General features: G+C 33.8%; 15 protein-coding genes and 1 pseudogene. 12 read left to right on the top strand and 4 right to left on the bottom strand.

Annotated features, from left to right (window positions below; translation table 11 throughout):
• Positions 1-235 precede the first annotated feature (235 nt).
• The 6 genes from NZ853_03810 (at position 236) to NZ853_03835 (ending at position 4992) form a co-directional block, all read left to right on the top strand.
• The gene (locus tag NZ853_03810) at positions 236-880 is read left to right on the top strand and encodes a hypothetical protein (GenBank protein ID MCS7204801.1); all 645 of its coding nucleotides are present in this window, start codon (positions 236-238) and stop codon (positions 878-880) included.
• Between the two features lie 59 nt (positions 881-939).
• Positions 940-1851 carry an LIC_13355 family lipoprotein gene (locus tag NZ853_03815; GenBank protein ID MCS7204802.1) on the top strand — a complete coding sequence of 304 codons (912 nt, stop codon included), beginning with the start codon at positions 940-942 and terminating at the stop codon, positions 1849-1851.
• Positions 1851-2315, top strand: coding sequence for a DUF4430 domain-containing protein (locus NZ853_03820; protein ID MCS7204803.1), 465 nt, complete (start codon positions 1851-1853; stop codon positions 2313-2315). The genes NZ853_03815 and NZ853_03820 overlap by 1 nt, the downstream gene beginning before the upstream one ends.
• Positions 2281-2862, top strand: coding sequence for a hypothetical protein (locus NZ853_03825; protein ID MCS7204804.1), 582 nt, complete (start codon positions 2281-2283; stop codon positions 2860-2862). The genes NZ853_03820 and NZ853_03825 overlap by 35 nt, the downstream gene beginning before the upstream one ends.
• Positions 2863-2887: 25 nt before the next feature.
• Positions 2888-3595 carry a 16S rRNA (uracil(1498)-N(3))-methyltransferase gene (locus tag NZ853_03830; protein MCS7204805.1) on the top strand — a complete coding sequence of 236 codons (708 nt, stop codon included), beginning with the start codon at positions 2888-2890 and terminating at the stop codon, positions 3593-3595.
• Between the two features lie 215 nt (positions 3596-3810).
• Positions 3811-4992, top strand: a complete 1182-nt coding sequence (locus tag NZ853_03835; GenBank protein MCS7204806.1) for a DegT/DnrJ/EryC1/StrS family aminotransferase — start codon at positions 3811-3813, stop codon at positions 4990-4992.
• A 14-nt stretch (positions 4993-5006) separates the two neighbouring features.
• Here the strand turns inward: NZ853_03835 and metG are convergent, their stop codons facing one another.
• Both metG and NZ853_03845 read right to left on the bottom strand, forming a co-directional pair.
• Positions 5007-7040 carry a methionine--tRNA ligase gene (metG, locus tag NZ853_03840; GenBank protein ID MCS7204807.1) on the bottom strand — a complete coding sequence of 678 codons (2034 nt, stop codon included), beginning with the start codon at positions 7038-7040 and terminating at the stop codon, positions 5007-5009.
• A 1-nt stretch (position 7041) separates the two neighbouring features.
• Positions 7042-7908: a sulfurtransferase gene (locus tag NZ853_03845; protein ID MCS7204808.1), complete on the bottom strand. Its 867-nt coding sequence runs from the start codon at positions 7906-7908 to the stop codon at positions 7042-7044.
• Positions 7909-8037: 129 nt separating this feature from the next.
• Here NZ853_03845 and NZ853_03850 point away from each other — a divergent pair, with 129 nt between their 5' ends.
• Both NZ853_03850 and NZ853_03855 read left to right on the top strand, forming a co-directional pair.
• The gene (locus NZ853_03850; protein MCS7204809.1) at positions 8038-8781 is read left to right on the top strand and encodes an SDR family NAD(P)-dependent oxidoreductase; all 744 of its coding nucleotides are present in this window, start codon (positions 8038-8040) and stop codon (positions 8779-8781) included.
• A gap of 5 nt (positions 8782-8786) precedes the next feature.
• Positions 8787-9386: a LysE family translocator gene (locus NZ853_03855; GenBank protein ID MCS7204810.1), complete on the top strand. Its 600-nt coding sequence runs from the start codon at positions 8787-8789 to the stop codon at positions 9384-9386.
• Here the strand turns inward: NZ853_03855 and NZ853_03860 are convergent.
• Together NZ853_03860 and NZ853_03865 are read right to left on the bottom strand one after the other, a co-directional pair.
• The gene (locus NZ853_03860; protein MCS7204811.1) at positions 9358-9828 is read right to left on the bottom strand and encodes a HAMP domain-containing histidine kinase; all 471 of its coding nucleotides are present in this window, start codon (positions 9826-9828) and stop codon (positions 9358-9360) included. The two genes, NZ853_03855 and NZ853_03860, sit on opposite strands and share 29 nt — an antisense overlap.
• A gap of 492 nt (positions 9829-10320) precedes the next feature.
• Positions 10321-10419, bottom strand: a pseudogene (locus NZ853_03865) (sensor histidine kinase).
• Positions 10420-11125: 706 nt separating this feature from the next.
• Here NZ853_03865 and rsgA point away from each other — a divergent pair.
• Genes rsgA through NZ853_03885 form a run of 4 tightly spaced genes read left to right on the top strand, consistent with a single transcriptional unit; the run spans position 11126 to position 17277 of the window.
• Complete coding sequence (gene rsgA / locus NZ853_03870) at positions 11126-12184, top strand: ribosome small subunit-dependent GTPase A (GenBank protein ID MCS7204812.1); 1059 nt, start codon at positions 11126-11128, stop codon at positions 12182-12184.
• Positions 12185-12200: 16 nt separating this feature from the next.
• Positions 12201-14048: a HAMP domain-containing histidine kinase gene (locus NZ853_03875; protein MCS7204813.1), complete on the top strand. Its 1848-nt coding sequence runs from the start codon at positions 12201-12203 to the stop codon at positions 14046-14048.
• Positions 14045-15949, top strand: a complete 1905-nt coding sequence (locus NZ853_03880; protein MCS7204814.1) for a hypothetical protein — start codon at positions 14045-14047, stop codon at positions 15947-15949. Before NZ853_03875 ends, NZ853_03880 begins: the two co-directional genes overlap by 4 nt.
• Positions 15950-15975: 26 nt before the next feature.
• Positions 15976-17277, top strand: a complete 1302-nt coding sequence (locus NZ853_03885) for a citrate synthase (GenBank protein MCS7204815.1) — start codon at positions 15976-15978, stop codon at positions 17275-17277.

Consider the following 17277-nt stretch of genomic DNA (forward strand, 5'->3'; position numbering starts at 1 on the left):
CTCCAGCCAATGGCTGGGGATAAGCCAGATCTTCCCCGGTGTAGTAAGCCCGTAAAACTGCTACACCGCCTATCTTCCGGTTTAGGATACCCATCCTGAACGAAGGTAGAGGGTCCCTCTGGAGCTGAAAAGGACTCTGGAGGGACTTTCTACCGAAATCAAGGAAAAATCTTTCCTTTGCTTTCGTAGATTCTCTCCAGAGTCTTAAAAAAACTTTACCATCAAGGAGAAAACTATGAGGAAACTAACAATTTTTATCACCATACTATTTTTTGGGTTTTTCGGATTTGTCAAGTGTAGCAACATGGCAACGCAAAAAGAAGGCAGCTTAGATAGCGATGCAGAAGCCTTACTCTTGTTGGACAACCTCACGAAAACAAATGAACTGGCAAATTTGAATGGGCAGATTAACAATCTACAAACACAGCTGAATAATTTAAATAATCGTTTAGGAGAACTCGAAATCAATGGAATCTGGAAGGATAATTTCGGTTCTATTTATGAAATCTATGGATCTACTAATACAATTGTAATTGATAACATCCCATCTAAAGGTTACTGGAAGAGTTTTGGCACAAGGTATATTGTAACTTATGATAATATAAAGAAAGTTCTCTACGTAAGGACAAAAGATGAACCTTCATGGGATAGTTGTGATGGGGATAATATAAATGGTGAATCAAATGTACCATGTTTTTCTCGCATTAATTGGGTAAAAGTGGGTAATTTCTATTACTACTGTGAAGATACCTTTAACAAAGGTTCTTTTGAGGAAATCAAAAATGCACCCTATCCTACTAATTACAAACCGGAAACTCCTGAAGTTCGTGGCAGCTGTGGAGGTTTCACTTGGTCAAAATTCGTTCAAAAATTGGATTAATACCTACTCTACCAGTCCCCTCTCTCGCCCCCTCGGGGGCTTTTTTTTGGAGTTTGACGATGAATGCTTTCAAAAACAAAAGAATATTTTTGATTATATCACTGTCCGTGCTTTGGGTGTTTCCTTATTGTAAAGAAAGTAAAAATGAAAGCCAGGATGTGTTAGCTTTGCTTAGTTTCTTACAATCAAATCCTTCGAGCCCTGAGCCTCAAGGTCCACAGAATCCCCAAAATCCAACGGTTGAGCCTCCTTGTCCCAGCCAATGGCGATTTCAAAATGTGTATTTAGCAAATAAAATCACAGAAGCTCCAGGATCCACAGGAGAAGGCTTCAAAGATTCACGAAAAGCGATTAACGGAATTTGTGGTTGTGGGAAGTTATGTGGTTCTTTGGATGTTTATAGTTTACAATCGAGTGCTACGACAGATTATTGCGAGCCCAACGAGAAGTGTGTGGTTCTCGAGTGGGAAGGAAAAAAAGTCAAAAACACTCAAGGCATTGACTTTGTAGTTTTCGAAAATGGATTTTGCTACAATAGTGAATCCAATTGTGGAGTTTCCCACTTCATGGAACCCATGTTTGTGGAAGTGAGTGTAGATGGAAATGCTTGGTGTGGTTGGAATCCTCAATACATTGGTGATAATACTCAAGCAAGTTTAACCAATCCAAACAATTGGCTTCGATTTGCTGGAGTCGAACCAGTAGTCTTTCATCAAGAAAAATGGCAACTATCTGAACAAGATATCTTCGACAAAACAAAAGCAGGAGGTGATGGCTTCGATTTATTGGATCCAAACTTTGGAAACTCTGGAGAAAATTGCACGACTACATTGAAAAGCCAGATCCAGTCAGATGGCTTTGTCTATTTACGTTTGACTTTTGTTGGAAGTCGTGGATTTAGTGTTCATAATTCATTTGATGGAACTGCTGATGTGGATGGGGTCGTGGCAAGAGAGGTAGGAACTCGCTAATGAAAAGGCTTACTTTTTTGTTGTTTTTTGTTTTCGTTTTTGGTTGCAAAGAGGAACGAAAACCGGTCCCACCTTATAAAGTAGAAATCCAAATCATTCTTCCAAACGAAGTAAAAATTTTTCAAAAAGAATATTCCGTTCAAAAGAGTGTGTATGAGGTCCTTTTAGATCTACAAAAAGAAAATCAGCTCCAGTTCGAGACAAAAGGCAGAGGAGAAACCCTATTTTTGGAGTCGATTGCTGGAGTTTCGAATCAAGGATTAGGAGATGATAAAAATAACTGGATCTACTTTGTGGATCAAAAGCTTGCTCAAGTGGGGATGGCTCAGATGGTTTTAGAGGACGACAGTGTTGTTGTATGGTGCTTTACGACTTGGAAAGAAAAAGAAAAATGTATCCAAAGCCCAACAAAAATCGAAGGAGATCCTCATGATAAAGTCATGGTTCCAAATCCTGCAAAATAACGGATTTAAAATTTTCGTTGTGTTGTTGTTCGTTGGGATTGGGGTTCTTTCACGTTTGGTGGATCACATCCCGAACTTTACTCCCATTGTGGGAATTGGTTTGTTTTTGTCTTATATCTACGGAAAAAACTTTAGCTTAGCTTTTGTGATTCTTACCATGTTGATTAGTGATGCCTTCATTGGTTTAGGTCATTTTTTGGTTCATGCAACAGTGTATTTTTCTTTGATGGTTCCATCGTTTCTTGGAGTAATTTTGAGAAAATTCCCCAACTATAAGTGGAAATATTTTATTTTGGTGAATTTGAGTTTGATAAGCAGTGTGATTTTTTATTTAACCACCAACTTCGCTGTGTGGTTATGGGGCGGATTATATGAACCCACTCTTGACGGACTAATGATGTCTTATATCATGGCTATTCCGTTTTTTAAGAATACCTTGGCAGGTGATTTGTTTTCTTCGTTGTTGGTGTTTGGCGTTTATGATTTGATTTATATCTGGCTTTCCAAAAAAGAAACCGCTCAACAAGATAGTAAAGAAATTTTATAAATAGAATTTATAAATTTTTTAATTTGTGATTCTTTATCGAAGAGAAATTCGAAGCCCTTGGATTCAGTTAGAACCAAAAGAAAAGTCGCATCTTCGTTCTTTGAGGCTGAAAGAAGGTGATACCCTTTGGGTTTCCGATGGAAATTCTCATGCATACAAGGGAATTCTTCGAAATGATGGATTGGTTGAGGTAGATCTTCAAACACCTTTTGAAGAATCAAAAGAACAAAATGTAGCGATTTTTTCAGCTCTGCCCTCAGGGAATCGATTAGACAAAATGTTGGATATGGCAACGCAGCTGGGGATGTCTCAGTTTTTCCCTGTCATTTATCAAAGGTCAGAACGAAAAGACTGGAACAAAGAAAGAATGGAAAGAATCGTCATGCAAGCAGGATCACAATCTCAACGCTGGAGTTTACCTAAGCTTCATCCCATCATTCCGTTTTCTGAGTTGGAAAGATATACCTCCTCATTTCATTATGTTTTTTACTTAGATGTAAACCCTCATGCAAACCTGACTTTGACGGACTTATTAAACTACGTTCAAAATATTTCATTAGAGGAGATGGCATTGATTGTTGGACCTGAGGGTGGATTTTCTGAAAAAGAAAAGCAATACTTAGAAAAGCATTTTCTTGGCTTTCGATTAGCACCCAATGTTCTTAGAATCGAAACAGCAGTTTTATCTGCCCTTTCTGTATTTTTTGTTTTGAGGGAATTGATAAAAAAATAAATTGTTTTTTGTTTAGAACAAAATAAAAAAAATTTCTAACATAAGTCAAAATCAAACAAAAGCACTAAAAATCAAAACCAAATACTCGCACAAGAAGAAAAGAAGAACTATCGTCCATGCGTCCCCGCTTGTTGTCATCGAACACATTTATGTTATCTCTAAGATTTACAAAAAAAAGTTTTTTGTTTCTGTTTGAGAAGAATTTTGACTTTTGAATGCTTCGAAAAAAAGAAAGAAAAGAAATCCTTTCTTTTTTTAAGCCTGATATTACGGATTTAGAAATCCAAGCCGTAGAGAAGGTTTTGCGTTCTCATTGGCTCACAACGGGCAAAGTTACCGAAGAGTTCGAGAACAAACTCAAAGAATATTGTCAGAGTGAAAACGCCATAGCCGTAAGCTCAGGCACTGCGGCTTTACATCTTTCCCTGAAGGCATTGGGATTACAACAAGGGGATGCGGTGTTTCTTCCTGCTTTTACATTCACAGCTACTGCAGAAGTGGTCATCAAGTGTCAAGCATACCCGATCTTTTTGGATGTGGATCGAAATTCGTATTTACTTACATCAGAAATCATACAAGAATACATTGATAGATATTGTGATTTTCAAAATCAGACTTTGATACACCTTCCCACCAAAACGAGAATTCGTGGGATTTTGTGTGTTCATTATGGGGGTCGTGTTTGTGATTTGACTTCATTGAATCAATTAGCGAAGAAATATCACTTATTTTTAGGAGAAGACGCAGCTCATGCCTTCGGTTCTACGTATAAACAAAAACCGATTGGAACTCAAAGTGATTTTTGTGTTTTTAGTTTTTATGCAACAAAAAACATCACAACAGGTGAAGGCGGAGCTGTCATTACCAATCATCACGAGGTTGCTCAGAAAATCCGAAGGATGAGGCTTCATGGCTTTGATGTGGAAACCTATCGACGAAAAAATTTCTATTACGATATCATCGAAGAAGGCTTCAAGTATAACATCCCAGACATTCTATCAGCCATAGGAATTGTGCAGTTATCACGAAATCACGAGATGAAAGAAAAACGAAAATACATTCATCAAAGATACCAAGAAGCCTTTCGAAATCTACCCAACATCCGACTCAATCCCGAAGATGAAGGCTCTTCTTATCATCTCTATACTCTCGAGGTTCCAAAACGAAATGATTTCATAGAGAAAATGAAGTCTTTGGGAATCCAAACATCAGTTCACTTTCCACCTTTGTATAGAATGAGCTACTACAGAAAGAAATTTTCATATAACGAAAAGGGTTTTCCCAATACAGAAGAAATTTATCATCACATTGTTTCTTTGCCAATCTATAGCAAAATGACAGAAGAAGATATCCAAGATGTTATCGATGCGGTAAAAATAGCTTTAGAAAATTTATAAATTTTTTATGATGTTTATTTGACGATACTTCCTGTTTCTACGTCTTTGTGGGGTAGAAGTAATGAGAGCTTTCCCTGATCGTTTGCGGCTAAAATCATGGCTTCGGAAACTCCAAACTTCATTTTTCTTGGTTGAAGGTTGGTAACAACTGCTACTTTCATTCCAACAATTTCGTTGGGTTGATAGTGTTCTTTAATACCTGCGAAAACATTTCTTGGGGTTTTTTCTCCCACATCAATTTTTAGTTGTAATAATTTATCAGCTCCTTCAACGAACTTTGCCTCGACTATCTTTCCTATTTTGATTTCGATCTTGTTGAAGTCTTCAATCGTAATCCACTGGGTTTTGGTTTCTTTTTCTTCTGCTTGTGGGATTTCTTTTTGTTCTTCTTGGAACATCTTTTCTACATCCTCCTTTTGAATGCGAGTAGCCAAGTGTCTGTAGGGATGAATTTTATGATTACTAGGCAAAAGGGTTTGCTTTTCTACTTTGTTTGATAGAATAGAAAATTGGTTCTTATATTCAACAGGAATATTCAAAAATTCCCAAACCCCTTTACTGAATGAAGGCAAAATAGGATAAAGATAGATACTCAAAATCCATCCAGCATTTAATACATCAGTTAGTATCTTTCTTGCTTCTTCGGGATTTTGTTTGATGACCACCCATGGTTCTTTTTCAGTGATATAACGATTGATTTCTGAGCCTAAATCTTCGAGAATTCGAACTACTTTTTGTAAATTTCGCTTTTCGTAATTATCAAGAATTTCGGATTTTTTCTGTAGGAGTGTTTGGATGAGTTGTTTTCCTTTTTCTGTGGGAGTCGATAGAGTATTATCCAAAGTTTCTAATAGTTTTGCCGATCGCGAAAAGATATTCGCAAAATTCCCAACAACCGAACCATTATATTTATTAACAAAATCTTCTATCGTAAAATCCAAATCATCAATGGAAGAACCTAATCGAGAAGCATAAAAGTACCTCAGGGCTTGTGGATCCAGAAACTTCAAATAACTTTGAGCTTTCACGAACGTTCCACGAGATTTTGACATCTTCTCACCATTGATGGTCAAAAAGCCATGAACAAAAACAGATGTAGGAGTTCGAAAATCCCCAGCTTTTAATAGTGCTGGCCAAAACAATGTATGGAAATAAACAATGTCTTTTCCAATAAAGTGATAGACTTCTGTTTTTTGTTCGTTTTCCACGTTCCAAAACTCAAAAAATGTTTTTTCTTTTTTGTGCTTTTGAAAATAATTCAAAGAAGAAGCAATGTATCCAACCGGTGCATCTAACCAGACATAAAAATATTTATTGGGTTCATCGGGGATTTCAAAGCCAAAATAAGGTCCGTCTCTACTAATGTCCCAATCCTTTAATCCTTGCTCGAACCATTCCATGAGTTTATTTTTGATTCCCTCATCTAAACGTGTTTGTGTCCACTCTTTGAGAAACTCAGTAAAGTCAGAAAGCTTAAAAAAAATATGATCCTCTTCTTTTTCGATTGGTATTGTGCCGCAAAGGGCACATCTTGGCTCAATCAAGTCAGTGGGTCGATAAGATGCTCCACATTTTTCACAAGAATCCCCATATTGATCTTCTGCACCGCATTTAGGACATTTCCCCTTCACATACCGATCAGGAAGAAACATTTTATCATGGGGACAAAACAACTGCTTTACTTTTTTTTTATAGATATGTCCTTTTTCTTTTGCTTTTAGGTAAATTCTTTCTGATAATGCTCGATTTTCGGTTGAGTTAGTAGTGTAGTAGTTATCAAACTCTACTTCGAATAAAGTCAAATCCCTTAAATGTTCTTTATAAATTTTTTCTATTAATTCTTCTGGAGTGAGATTTAATTTTTGAGCTGTGATCATGATGGGGGTTCCATGAGTATCATCAGCGCAGAAATAATATACTTCATTCCCCTGTAGTTTTTGGAACCGAACCCAAATGTCAGTCTGAATATATTCTACCAAATGTCCTAAATGAATAGGACCATTCGCATAAGGCAATGCGGAAGTAACGAGAATTTTTCTTTTTTTCATATCAATTGCTGGGATACCATACATTCAGATTTTGTTTAGGGAGTTGAGTCTTTCTCCACTCAAGCCAAGAACCCAAGTAGACTTTTACATCTTTATATTTGCTTTCTTTTAGAACAAGAGCCATAAAACATGCCCGAGCTCCATTGTAATCATATAGTATCGTGGGTCTTTCTAAAATCAAGTTTGCTTTTTTGAGTTTTTTTAACACAGTTTGTTTTGGTAGAAGGTATCCGGTTTCATCATATAATTCTAGCCAATCAAAATGAATTGACCCTGGAATTCTACCACAGATTTCTCCTGGTTCGGAATTGTTGAAGCGGGGGATCAAGCCTTCATATTCATCTTTAGTTCGAACATCAATCAGTTGAACCTTAATCAAGTTAATCTGCACATAACTAATAGAAACAATATCTTTAAATTGATAGGGTTTTTGAATTTTTGTTTCGCTAATCACAATCTTACCGGGCTCAAGTTCGCTTTCTGGGATTTCATCGAATAATTTGTTATAGATGTAGATTTTTTTATTTTTTTCTAGAATTTGCTTGAGCAAGAAAGCAAGCTTCCCCGCAAACATCCCTAATCCTTCATCAAATACAATGATATTTTCATAGTTCTCACTTAAATCTTCTATGCTTTTGAGAAATGAAGATAACTTCAACAAGGATTTATCACTTGAGCCAGTGGGTTTACGAATAAGAGCAGCACTGTAAGCTCCCTTTATGGTTTTTTCTTTGTAAAATTGTTCTTCTCTACAATCCAAAAGAAGGCTATTTTTCGGAATTTCAGAAATCAAAAATTTCCATTCTGATTTAGTATTTTCTTCTAAATTCTCCATAGTTTTAGAATGGAAATGATTCTCGAACTTCATAGTAATGTTCAAAATTTTTTTCGTTTGTTTGTAATCAAAAAAATTGTTAGCAAAAGACAAAAAAAATAGTTTTTACATTGTATGACAATATTTTTTCTTCATCAAGTGCCATTATAAAAAGGAGAAAACATGAAATTTGCTGTAATCACAGGGACGAGCAGAGGTTTAGGGTTGGGTATGGCTTCAGCTTTTTTGGAAAAATATAAGGTAATCGGAATATCGAGAAAAGAATCTCCATTGCTAAAAGAAAATCCGGGTCAATATTTTCATTTGTCTTTGGATTTAGAGCAACTCACTAAAATCGAGTCAAGGGTTATCAATTATCTCGAAAATCTAAGCAATCAGCATGAGCTCTATGTTGAATATTTAATTTTGAATTCAGCCGTATTAGGTCCAATAAAAGATATGTATGATACGTCTTTAGAAGAAATTCAGGAGGTAATGAATATTAACGTTTGGGCAAATAAAATTTTGTTGGATACATTTTTTTTATTAGAAGAAAAGCAAATCATACGAGGACCAGAGAAAATTTTAGCTATGTCCAGTGGCGCATCCCATAAAGGTGAAAGAGGTTGGAATGCTTATTCTATATCGAAAGCAGCACTCAATGTTATGATCAAGCTTTACTCAGAAGAAAGAAAAGAAAAACATTTTATTTCCCTAGCTCCAGGTATCATCCACACAGATATGCAGGACGAGATTTACCATAAAAAAATTGATTTAGAAAAATATCCTTCTTTCAAAAGGTTATATGAAGCAAGAGGAACTGAAAAAATGCCTTCACCGAACGTAGTGGGGAAAACTATATTCGATAAACTATCAAAAATCTTTTCTTCACCATCAGGTTCTTATGTAGATATAAGAACAATTTAATTTTTATGTGGGAGCTTTTTTTGATCGGATTTTTGGGTGTTTATCTTCCCGGTCCGGATATGCTTCTTGTGATTCGAACTTCTTTGTTTTATGGCAGAAAAGAAGCATTGATAGTTCTAATGGGCATCTTATCAGGAAATGTAATTTATTTGATGCCAGTTATCTTAGGTTATGCTATAGTAGTGCAAGAGGGAATTGGTTTTCTTTTTGTCTTTGGAGGAATTTTTCTTATTTGGATGAGTTTCAAAATCCGAAAGATTACAGAAATTGATTTTAGTATTACTAAAGACACACCAAAGAATTTTTACTTTTTGGGGTTGTTTACGAATCTTTCCAATCCCAAAGCCGTTCTTTATTTTTCTTCTGTGCTGCTACCATCTCTCTTAAAGAATCCTAAAGAACAGTTATTTTCAATCCTGTCATTTTTTGTAGGAGTTGTTTTGGCGTTCCTGAGCTTGATTTTGTTTCACCATTGGGTAAAAGAATTCATAAAGAAATACTTAAAAATACTCAATTTTGTTTTTTTTCTTTTGTTTTTTTCCTATGGAATGTATTTTCTGGTGTATGGGCTATATCTTATCTCCAATCATATCTTCCGAATTTGATAGAAGGATGAATCTTTTGTTTAGGGGGACTCATTTGTTCTTTTGGAAGGTGAATGAAGAATTTGGTTCCGCTTGAGTCGGACTCAAAAAAAACTTTTCCATTATGGTTTTCGACGATGTTTTTTACAATACTTAAACCTAAGCCTGTGCCTTTGCCTTGAGGTTTTGTTGTAAAAAATGGATCCCACACTTGATCCTGAATTTCCTTAGGGATTCCAGGTCCGTTATCAATTACTTGTATCTCAATCATTTTTTCTGAAAGTTCTTTTAAAAGGATTTGTATTTTTGGATTAAGGATGTTAGCATCAGTTATGGCTTGATATGCATTGAGAATAAGATTGATTAAAACTTGTTGAATTTGATTGGGATCACAAAAGATTTCATTGTGGTATTCATAAACTTTCTCGATGGGGATTCTGTCCTTTATTGTGCTTTGGGTCATCTCTATCGCATTTTCGATAATCGTAATCGGACTACACTTTAAAAATTCGTTTTTTGAAGAACGCGAATAACTTCTTAAAGATTGAACTATTTTTTGTATGGATTTAGAAGCTTCATGAATCCTTCTTAGATTGTCAAAAATCAAAGCCATTGATTTGAGGATTTTTAATAATTCTTTTCTTTCTGTTGGTTGACTATGAGAATAAAATTCTATGATTTTATTAAGCAAACTATCGTTATTTTGAAACACATCAAAACTACCAGTAAAAAAGTGAAAATCAATCAAGAATTGGATAAGATCTTCGTCATAGGGTAATCCCTGACTTTCTAAGTATTCTTTTAGGCTTTTTTTTAGTTTAAAGGTTCTCGTTTGGCTATAAGAACTATAGATGGAAATATGATAAATAAAATAATGCAAGATTGAAAAAAATTCATCTGTGAGATTTTGCATTCTTTTGTTTAGAAAAAAGCTTTCAATTACTTCTTCTGAATTTTTATAAATGTTTTGAACAGATGAAAGGATCACACTAGTGGGAGTATTTAACTCATGAGCAACCCCAGCTACCATGACTCCCAAGGTTGCCATTTTTTCCTGTTGAAGGATAGTCTGTTGTGCTCTTTTTAATTCTTCTGTTCGCTTTTCTACTTCGATTTCCAAGTTTTTTAATAAATTCTCTAATCGTTGATAAATCAAAGAATTTGATAAAGAAACAATCACGAAGTAGCGAAGTTCTTCCAAAATAAAGTATTCTGATATTGAAATATAAAGATCTGTTTTTGCATAGATGAAACCTAAAATGGTTTCGTTAAGAATAAGAGGGATGATCACATTGCAATTTTGTTTCTTCATGAATTGCTGAAGAATTTCTATGTGTTCAGGATTGCGAAGAACTTCTAAGTTTCTTTTTAAGAAAATGATGTCATATTCGCTCATGATAATTAATAAAGGGTCGAAGATTTGGTATTTTGGATTTTGGTCTTGTTTATGAAAATCAACGAAATGCCCAATTTCTTCATTCCAATAGTAAAAGCCTACTGTATCAGTTTTTAAAGTATCCTTCAAGAATTGTAGTGTGTAAGTTATGATATCATTTGTTTTTCTAAACTTGATGATGAATCTTCGGAATTGATCAATCTTTCGTTTTCCTGTGTAATCTCTCAAATCTTGTTTGTGAATGCCTAATCTTTTTTTGAGATATTTCTGAAATTTGATAAAAAAAGAATTGAACTTTTTTAAAAGAAAATTCATTATGTTTTTGTTATCAAATCGAAGCATATCTTCAAGCTTAATTTTTATTATGAGAATCTATCGGGTTCAGGAAATTCACGGTAATTTATTTTATATTTTTTCTGAGGAATCGAAAGAACAAAAGATTGCTGTTTTACGTGGAAAACTACGTATCTTAGAAAATGAACATCCGTCTAAGATCCCCTTTCGAAATCCTTGTTGTGTAGGCGATTTTGTAAAGGTACGTGAACCGAAAAATAATTCTTCCGATGATCATCCACTGATTGAAGAAGTTCTACCACGAAGAAATATTCTTTTACGAGCTTCTCCTTACGAAATCCATCCTTTAGGATCAAATTTGGATTATGCGGCTTTGATTGTGAGTTTAAAACAACCTGATTTGCGCTCAGGCTTCATTGATCGTTTTTTGATTGCATGCTTTACGGAGAATGTAGAGCCAGTTCTTTTCTTTACGAAGTGTGATTTGTTAGAAGACACTGAAGAAGATTATTTCTACTTTCAACAGAGCTTATACTATAAAAATATTGTAAACTTTATATATTGGGACAATTTACTCAAACCCAGTGATCGTGGGATTTTAGAGAAATGGAGCAAAGAACTTCAAGAAAAACTTCCAACCTTTCATGATTTTCAATACCATCACTCCAAAGGAACATTGCTCTTAGCTGGTCAATCAGGAACGGGAAAGTCAACCCTCACAAACTTGATTATGGGAAAAAATATTCAAAAAACTAATAGAACAAGTATTTCTACTGGTAAAGGTCGTCATACAACTACAACATCCACTCTTTTACAAGTAAATTCTGATTTCTACTTAATTGACACACCAGGTGTGAAAGAATGGGGACTTTCGCATCTAACAAAAAAAGAAATTTATGAATCTTACCCAGAATGGAAAGACTTTATTCAACATTGCAAATTTCGAAATTGTGATCACACTCCGAATATCGAAGGATGCAAGATCCAAGAGGCAATCAACAATCATAGGATACCCGAATGGAGAAAAGAAAACTTAGACCATATCATATTTTCAATCGACTATTATGAGAGAATACGTCCTGGTGATTATAAAAAGCCCACAGGGAGATTCCAAAATAAGTTTTTATAGTTCGATAATTGTTTGGATGAAGTTCTTCTTTTTTTTGGTTTTGCCTTTATTTTTTTCTTTCACACCTATGTGGGGCGATTGTATATTTCGTGTGTATGATTTTCAAAAACCCTATTTAGAACTCAAAGGAAAGTGGAAATTTTTTAAAGGTTCTGGGAATATTGCTTCTAATCCGAATATCGATGATAGTGATTGGACAAGGGTCTCAGTTCCATTCTTGTGGAAAGATATTGATGTTTTGGAAAACTATATAGGAGAGATTTGGTTGCGTTGTTCGATTGAATTTTACGAAATCCCGCAGGAACTCTATTTTGATTTAGGGGAAGTAAAAGAAATCGATGAGGTTTATTGGAACGGACAAAAAATAGGTGGCTTGGGAGACTTCGAAAAAAAAATACCTGACTTTTCTGAAAGGCGAATTTATGAAGTGCCTCCCAGCTTAATTCAAAATCAAAATGTGGTTGCTATACGATTATACGGAACGTGGAGTGAGGCAGGTTTGCCTGATGTCCCTACTTTGTATTTTACTTCTCAACCAGTAGCCAAAAAGCAAAAGTATGAATTTTTTGCCTTAGTTTTTAGTATCACTTACTTGATTACCTCGGTTTTCTTTATGATTTATGGTTGGTTTACGAAAGAGCCTGCAAATTTTTATTTTTCTTTATTTACGATAATTTTGAGTTTTTATCACATTATCATTGAAGGATTCCGTTATCATTTATTCGAGAATTTTCTTCTTTCATATGTAGTGGAGTTGCTCCTTTTGATTCCTTTGCCATTTTTGTTTTTGACATTTTTGAAAGTTTTACTAAATACAAGGCTTACGTTTTTTTATCGCTTTGTTGGATATTTTTCTCTTTTCTTGTTCGTAATTACTTTAGTTTCATCTTTAGTGCCTCATACTTACAAAACTTTGGTTCTATACGCTATCACTTATATAAATCTGATTAACTTGATGGTAGCTGTTGTCGAAGTTCTAAGACTTTTCTTACAAATAGAAATTCGAAAAAAATTGGCATATATTTGGTTCGGGATATTGAGTATGATTCCTTTTATCGCAATGGATATTTTGATTACGATTGAACTTCTTTCCTTTCCAAAAACATTTGTATTTGGATATTCTGTTTTTCTTGTTAGTTTTGCTATTCAATTATCAAAGCGAGCTACTCAGCTAAAAGAACTTTATCATCAACAGGAGGTAAGAATCAAACAATCAGAAAAACAAAAACTCAATATTATTTATAATGTTTCCAGTAAATTTCATTCAATGTTTGCCGAGCTGGAAGAAAATATAAAACAAAAAAAGGATCCTGAATCTTCTATATTGAAGACTCAGGTTTTTTTAGAAAGTCTGCAAATCTTAACTTCTCTTGAACAGAAAAAATATATCCCACAACCAGCAAAAATTAACCTAAAAGAAGAGATAGAAAAAATCATACAACTAGTTTTAAGAACTACTAAACAAAAAAAGCATCGAATTCAAGCAGAAATACCATCAGCTTTTTTCTGGATGGATATAAATTTGTTTAAGTTTATTTTATATCATTTGCTAGAAAATGCATTGCTTTACTCTAAAGATGTTGTTGGATGTAATGTGGAAATCGGAAGTTCTGAAAACCAATATGAAGATATATTGATTCTTAAAATCACTGATAATGGAATAGGGATTGCGAAAGATCAAGTTGATAAAATATTCACTAAGTATTATCGAGGGCATGACCATTCTATTCCTGGTGCTGGAATTGGTCTTACTTTAGTAAAAGAAGCTGTGGAATTTTTACATGGCACCGTTTCTGTTGACTCAAAGCCGTTTTTTTATACGATTTTTGAAGTTCAAATTCCATCACTGAGAGAAGTTCAATGAAATTCAAAAATTTTCTCTTTTTTTTCTTCGTTTTTCTTTCTTCTACAAATGCCGAAGAATGGAAAATCAGTTTAAAAGATGATAAAGAAAATATAGAACTTCAATCAAAGACGAATTGGAGTGAAATTCAGATACCAATTAATTTTGATGAATTCATTACAACAAAATCAAGAGTTGTTTGGTTAAGAAAAGAATTTACGATTGATAAAAATTCCCAATATGCCTTTTTAATTACACGTATCAACGTTCCAGTTGAGATCTATTTTAATGAAGTTTTAATCTATGACTCGAATAAACAACATCAAGAAGAAAATATTTTTATATCTTTACCCATGAATCTCTATCGAACAGATAACAATGTGATTGCTATGCGCATTTTTCTTGTCCATCCAATAGCAAGTGGTATATATGGCACAACTGAAATAAACGAATTTTCAAAACTGTATCCAAAATACTTATTTTTTTATACTGAATATTTCATTTTTGCAATTTTAATGATTGGTGTAGGTTTGTTTCTATTGGGGTTTTTTGTTCATAGCCGGAATGAGATTTTTTCAATATATCTTTCACTTTATAACATTATAATAGGATTTAGCATATTGGGAAGTAGTGAGTTATTATTAAGAGAAGTTCCTTTTCCAAAATTAATACAATCCTTTGCTTTTTCTCTGTTGATATTTGTTCCTTTTCTTTATCGAAGGTTTTTTCTAAGATACTTATATCAAGAAATTGAAGCTAAACATTATGATATTGTTATATCTGTATTTTTATTTTTCTTTCTATTCACCATCAATCTTATGGGAGCTGAAAAACTAAAGATTTTAAACTACCTTTGGGCACCATTATTAGGAATTATTTTTTTGAGTTTTATTTATAAGAAATACTTGAAGATAATTTGGGATTTTCACATAAAGGATTTTGTTTTTTTTGCTTATTGGTTAATATTTATTTTGTATTTAGTCATTAAAATCTATACCTATGAGTTTTTTGAAACTAACTATTCTCTTTTCGATGAAGTAGGAATGGTATTATTCTTTTTTCCCTCATTACTTATAGCAATAAATTTTTTAAAGACTCATAGGGAAATCAAAGAGAAAAATCAGAAGCTATTACTATTGGATGTTTTTCAAACGAACATCTTTCAATATATTTTGACACTTCTAAAAAAGCCTATTTTGGATTTTTTAACAAATTTACAATCAATGTCTATAAAAGAATCTTCTCCAAATCAAATTCAAGCCATGATACATAAGCTAAAAGACATGGAAAATCGTCTTAATGATATCCTAGAATTGAGTAGACTTGAAACTATCAAAGAACCAGAGTCTTATGAAGAAGTTGAATTAAAAGAGTTTTTAGTAGAAATCTTAGGAAAAAAAGAAATTTTTTATACCATCAAAATTGACAAGGATATAAAAATAGAAACCAGTTTAGAATTAGTAAACTCGTTACTAGTAAGGTTTTTTGAATTTCCAGGTTTCCAAGGGATAAAGAATAAAAATTTAGTTGTGATAAATGATGAACAAAAAGTATATTTTCGTTTTTTCTTTCATAGTGAGAATTATAAGATTATAAGTAGAGTTTATAATGTCTTTAAAGAAAAATTGATTGATAATGAGGGTTGGTGGATCTTAGGAAAAATCATCAAAGAAAATTTGAGAATTTTAGGTGGGGATTTCAATTTAAGGTCAATCCAAAAACACTACTTATTAATTGAGTTTTCTTTTAGGTTCAAAAACCAAGAAATCGGAAAAGCCTATTCTTCTCAGAAAAAAAGAAAGAGAGAAGTTCCTTTGGTTTATAGTCTTGCAGAAACAAAACAAAAGATGCTAAAAGATCATCAAAGTGAAGATATGCTTTTGCAAAGAATTAAAAACCTATTTAAAAAAAGGATTGCATAAAAAGAAAGAAAGGAAAAAACTTTAACATGGATTATGCAGAAATTAAAATCAATGGTAAGTTCATTAGATTGCCTTTAATTAAAGGTTCAGACGGAAAACAAGCTATAGATATTCGTTTTTTTAATCAAGAGAATAATATCACAACTTTTGATACAGCATTAAATAGCACATCCATTGCCAAAAGCCAAATTAGTTATATTGACTCTAAAAATGGAAAGCTTTACTATCGTGGATATGATGTAGAGGAACTTGTTGAAAAATCTACATTTGTAGAAGTGGCATTTTTATTGATTTATGGTCATTTACCTACTAAGGAGGAAATGAAGAAGTTCTCTTTGGAATTAAGTAAGCACTCTATGATACATGAATCCATGAGGCTTTTCTTCGATGCTTTCCCTGGCACAGCACATCCGTTAGCAATCTTGGCTACATTAGTAACAGCTCTCTCTGCGTATTATCCTTTGTCATTTGAAGAAAACATGAAAAAAGGCATTGATATACGAATCAGATTATTAGCCAAAGTTCGGACATTAGCTGCTTGGGCATACAAGAAAAGTGTTGGACAACCTATCATATATCCTCGTGATGAATTACCCTACTGCACGAATTTTCTAAATATGATGTTTGCTACGCCTGCTGAACCTTATCAAGTAGATCCAATAGATGATCGGATACTCAATCAAGTTCTTATACTCTATGCTGATCATGAGATGAATGCTACAACAACAACAGTGCGGATTGTAGCAAGTGGAAGGGCAAATTTATTTGCATGTATAAATGCTGGTATTTGTTCTCTTTGGGGATCGAGGGAATCTGACGCAAATGTCCCACCAATTGTGATGCTAGAAGAAATGATTAACAAAAACTTAACTCCAGAAGTATACTTTCGAGATTTTCTCTACGGTAAGAGGCAATTGAAACTCAACAGTTTAGGACATCCAGCTTATGAAACGGAAGATCCTCGTGCCAGAGTCAGCCGAAGGTTGTTTAAAGACTATTATCAATTGAAGTTACAAAAGGATCCCACAATTGCGAATGACCCTATTATCAAAAAAGCTTTAGAAGTCGAAGATTATGTTTCTAATCATCCCCTCTTCAAGGAAATGAACTTGTATTTGAATGTAGAGTTTTATTCAGCGTTGATCTTTAAGCTCTTGGGAATTCCTCCAAAAATGAATAATGTTATCCGAACAATTGGTAAATTACCAGGATGGTTAGCTCATTGGTCTGAGCAACGAGAAGATCCGGATCGAAAATCCTATCGTCCAAGGCAAGTTTACGTAGGGAATTTAAACAAAAAGTATATTCCTATTGATGAACGAACATAA

The sequence above is a fragment of the Leptospiraceae bacterium genome (genome assembly GCA_025059995.1).
Classification (GTDB): domain Bacteria; phylum Spirochaetota; class Leptospiria; order Leptospirales; family Leptonemataceae; genus SKYB61.

Bases quoted from the DNA above. Each gene is read 5' to 3' on its own strand.
- NZ853_03810 (MCS7204801.1), top strand. From the start codon at position 236: ATGAGGAAACTAACAATTTTTATCACCATACTATTTTTTGGGTTTTTC.
- NZ853_03815 (MCS7204802.1), top strand. From the start codon at position 940: ATGAATGCTTTCAAAAACAAAAGAATATTTTTGATTATATCACTGTCC.
- NZ853_03820 (MCS7204803.1), top strand. From the start codon at position 1,851: ATGAAAAGGCTTACTTTTTTGTTGTTTTTTGTTTTCGTTTTTGGTTGC.
- NZ853_03825 (MCS7204804.1), top strand. From the start codon at position 2,281: ATGATAAAGTCATGGTTCCAAATCCTGCAAAATAACGGATTTAAAATT.
- NZ853_03835 (MCS7204806.1), top strand. From the start codon at position 3,811: ATGCTTCGAAAAAAAGAAAGAAAAGAAATCCTTTCTTTTTTTAAGCCT.
- metG (MCS7204807.1), bottom strand. From the start codon at position 7,040: ATGAAAAAAAGAAAAATTCTCGTTACTTCCGCATTGCCTTATGCGAAT.
- NZ853_03845 (MCS7204808.1), bottom strand. From the start codon at position 7,908: ATGAAGTTCGAGAATCATTTCCATTCTAAAACTATGGAGAATTTAGAA.
- NZ853_03850 (MCS7204809.1), top strand. From the start codon at position 8,038: ATGAAATTTGCTGTAATCACAGGGACGAGCAGAGGTTTAGGGTTGGGT.
- NZ853_03855 (MCS7204810.1), top strand. From the start codon at position 8,787: ATGTGGGAGCTTTTTTTGATCGGATTTTTGGGTGTTTATCTTCCCGGT.
- NZ853_03860 (MCS7204811.1), bottom strand. From the start codon at position 9,828: ATGACCCAAAGCACAATAAAGGACAGAATCCCCATCGAGAAAGTTTAT.
- rsgA (MCS7204812.1), top strand. From the start codon at position 11,126: ATGAGAATCTATCGGGTTCAGGAAATTCACGGTAATTTATTTTATATT.
- NZ853_03875 (MCS7204813.1), top strand. From the start codon at position 12,201: ATGAAGTTCTTCTTTTTTTTGGTTTTGCCTTTATTTTTTTCTTTCACA.
- NZ853_03880 (MCS7204814.1), top strand. From the start codon at position 14,045: ATGAAATTCAAAAATTTTCTCTTTTTTTTCTTCGTTTTTCTTTCTTCT.
- NZ853_03885 (MCS7204815.1), top strand. From the start codon at position 15,976: ATGGATTATGCAGAAATTAAAATCAATGGTAAGTTCATTAGATTGCCT.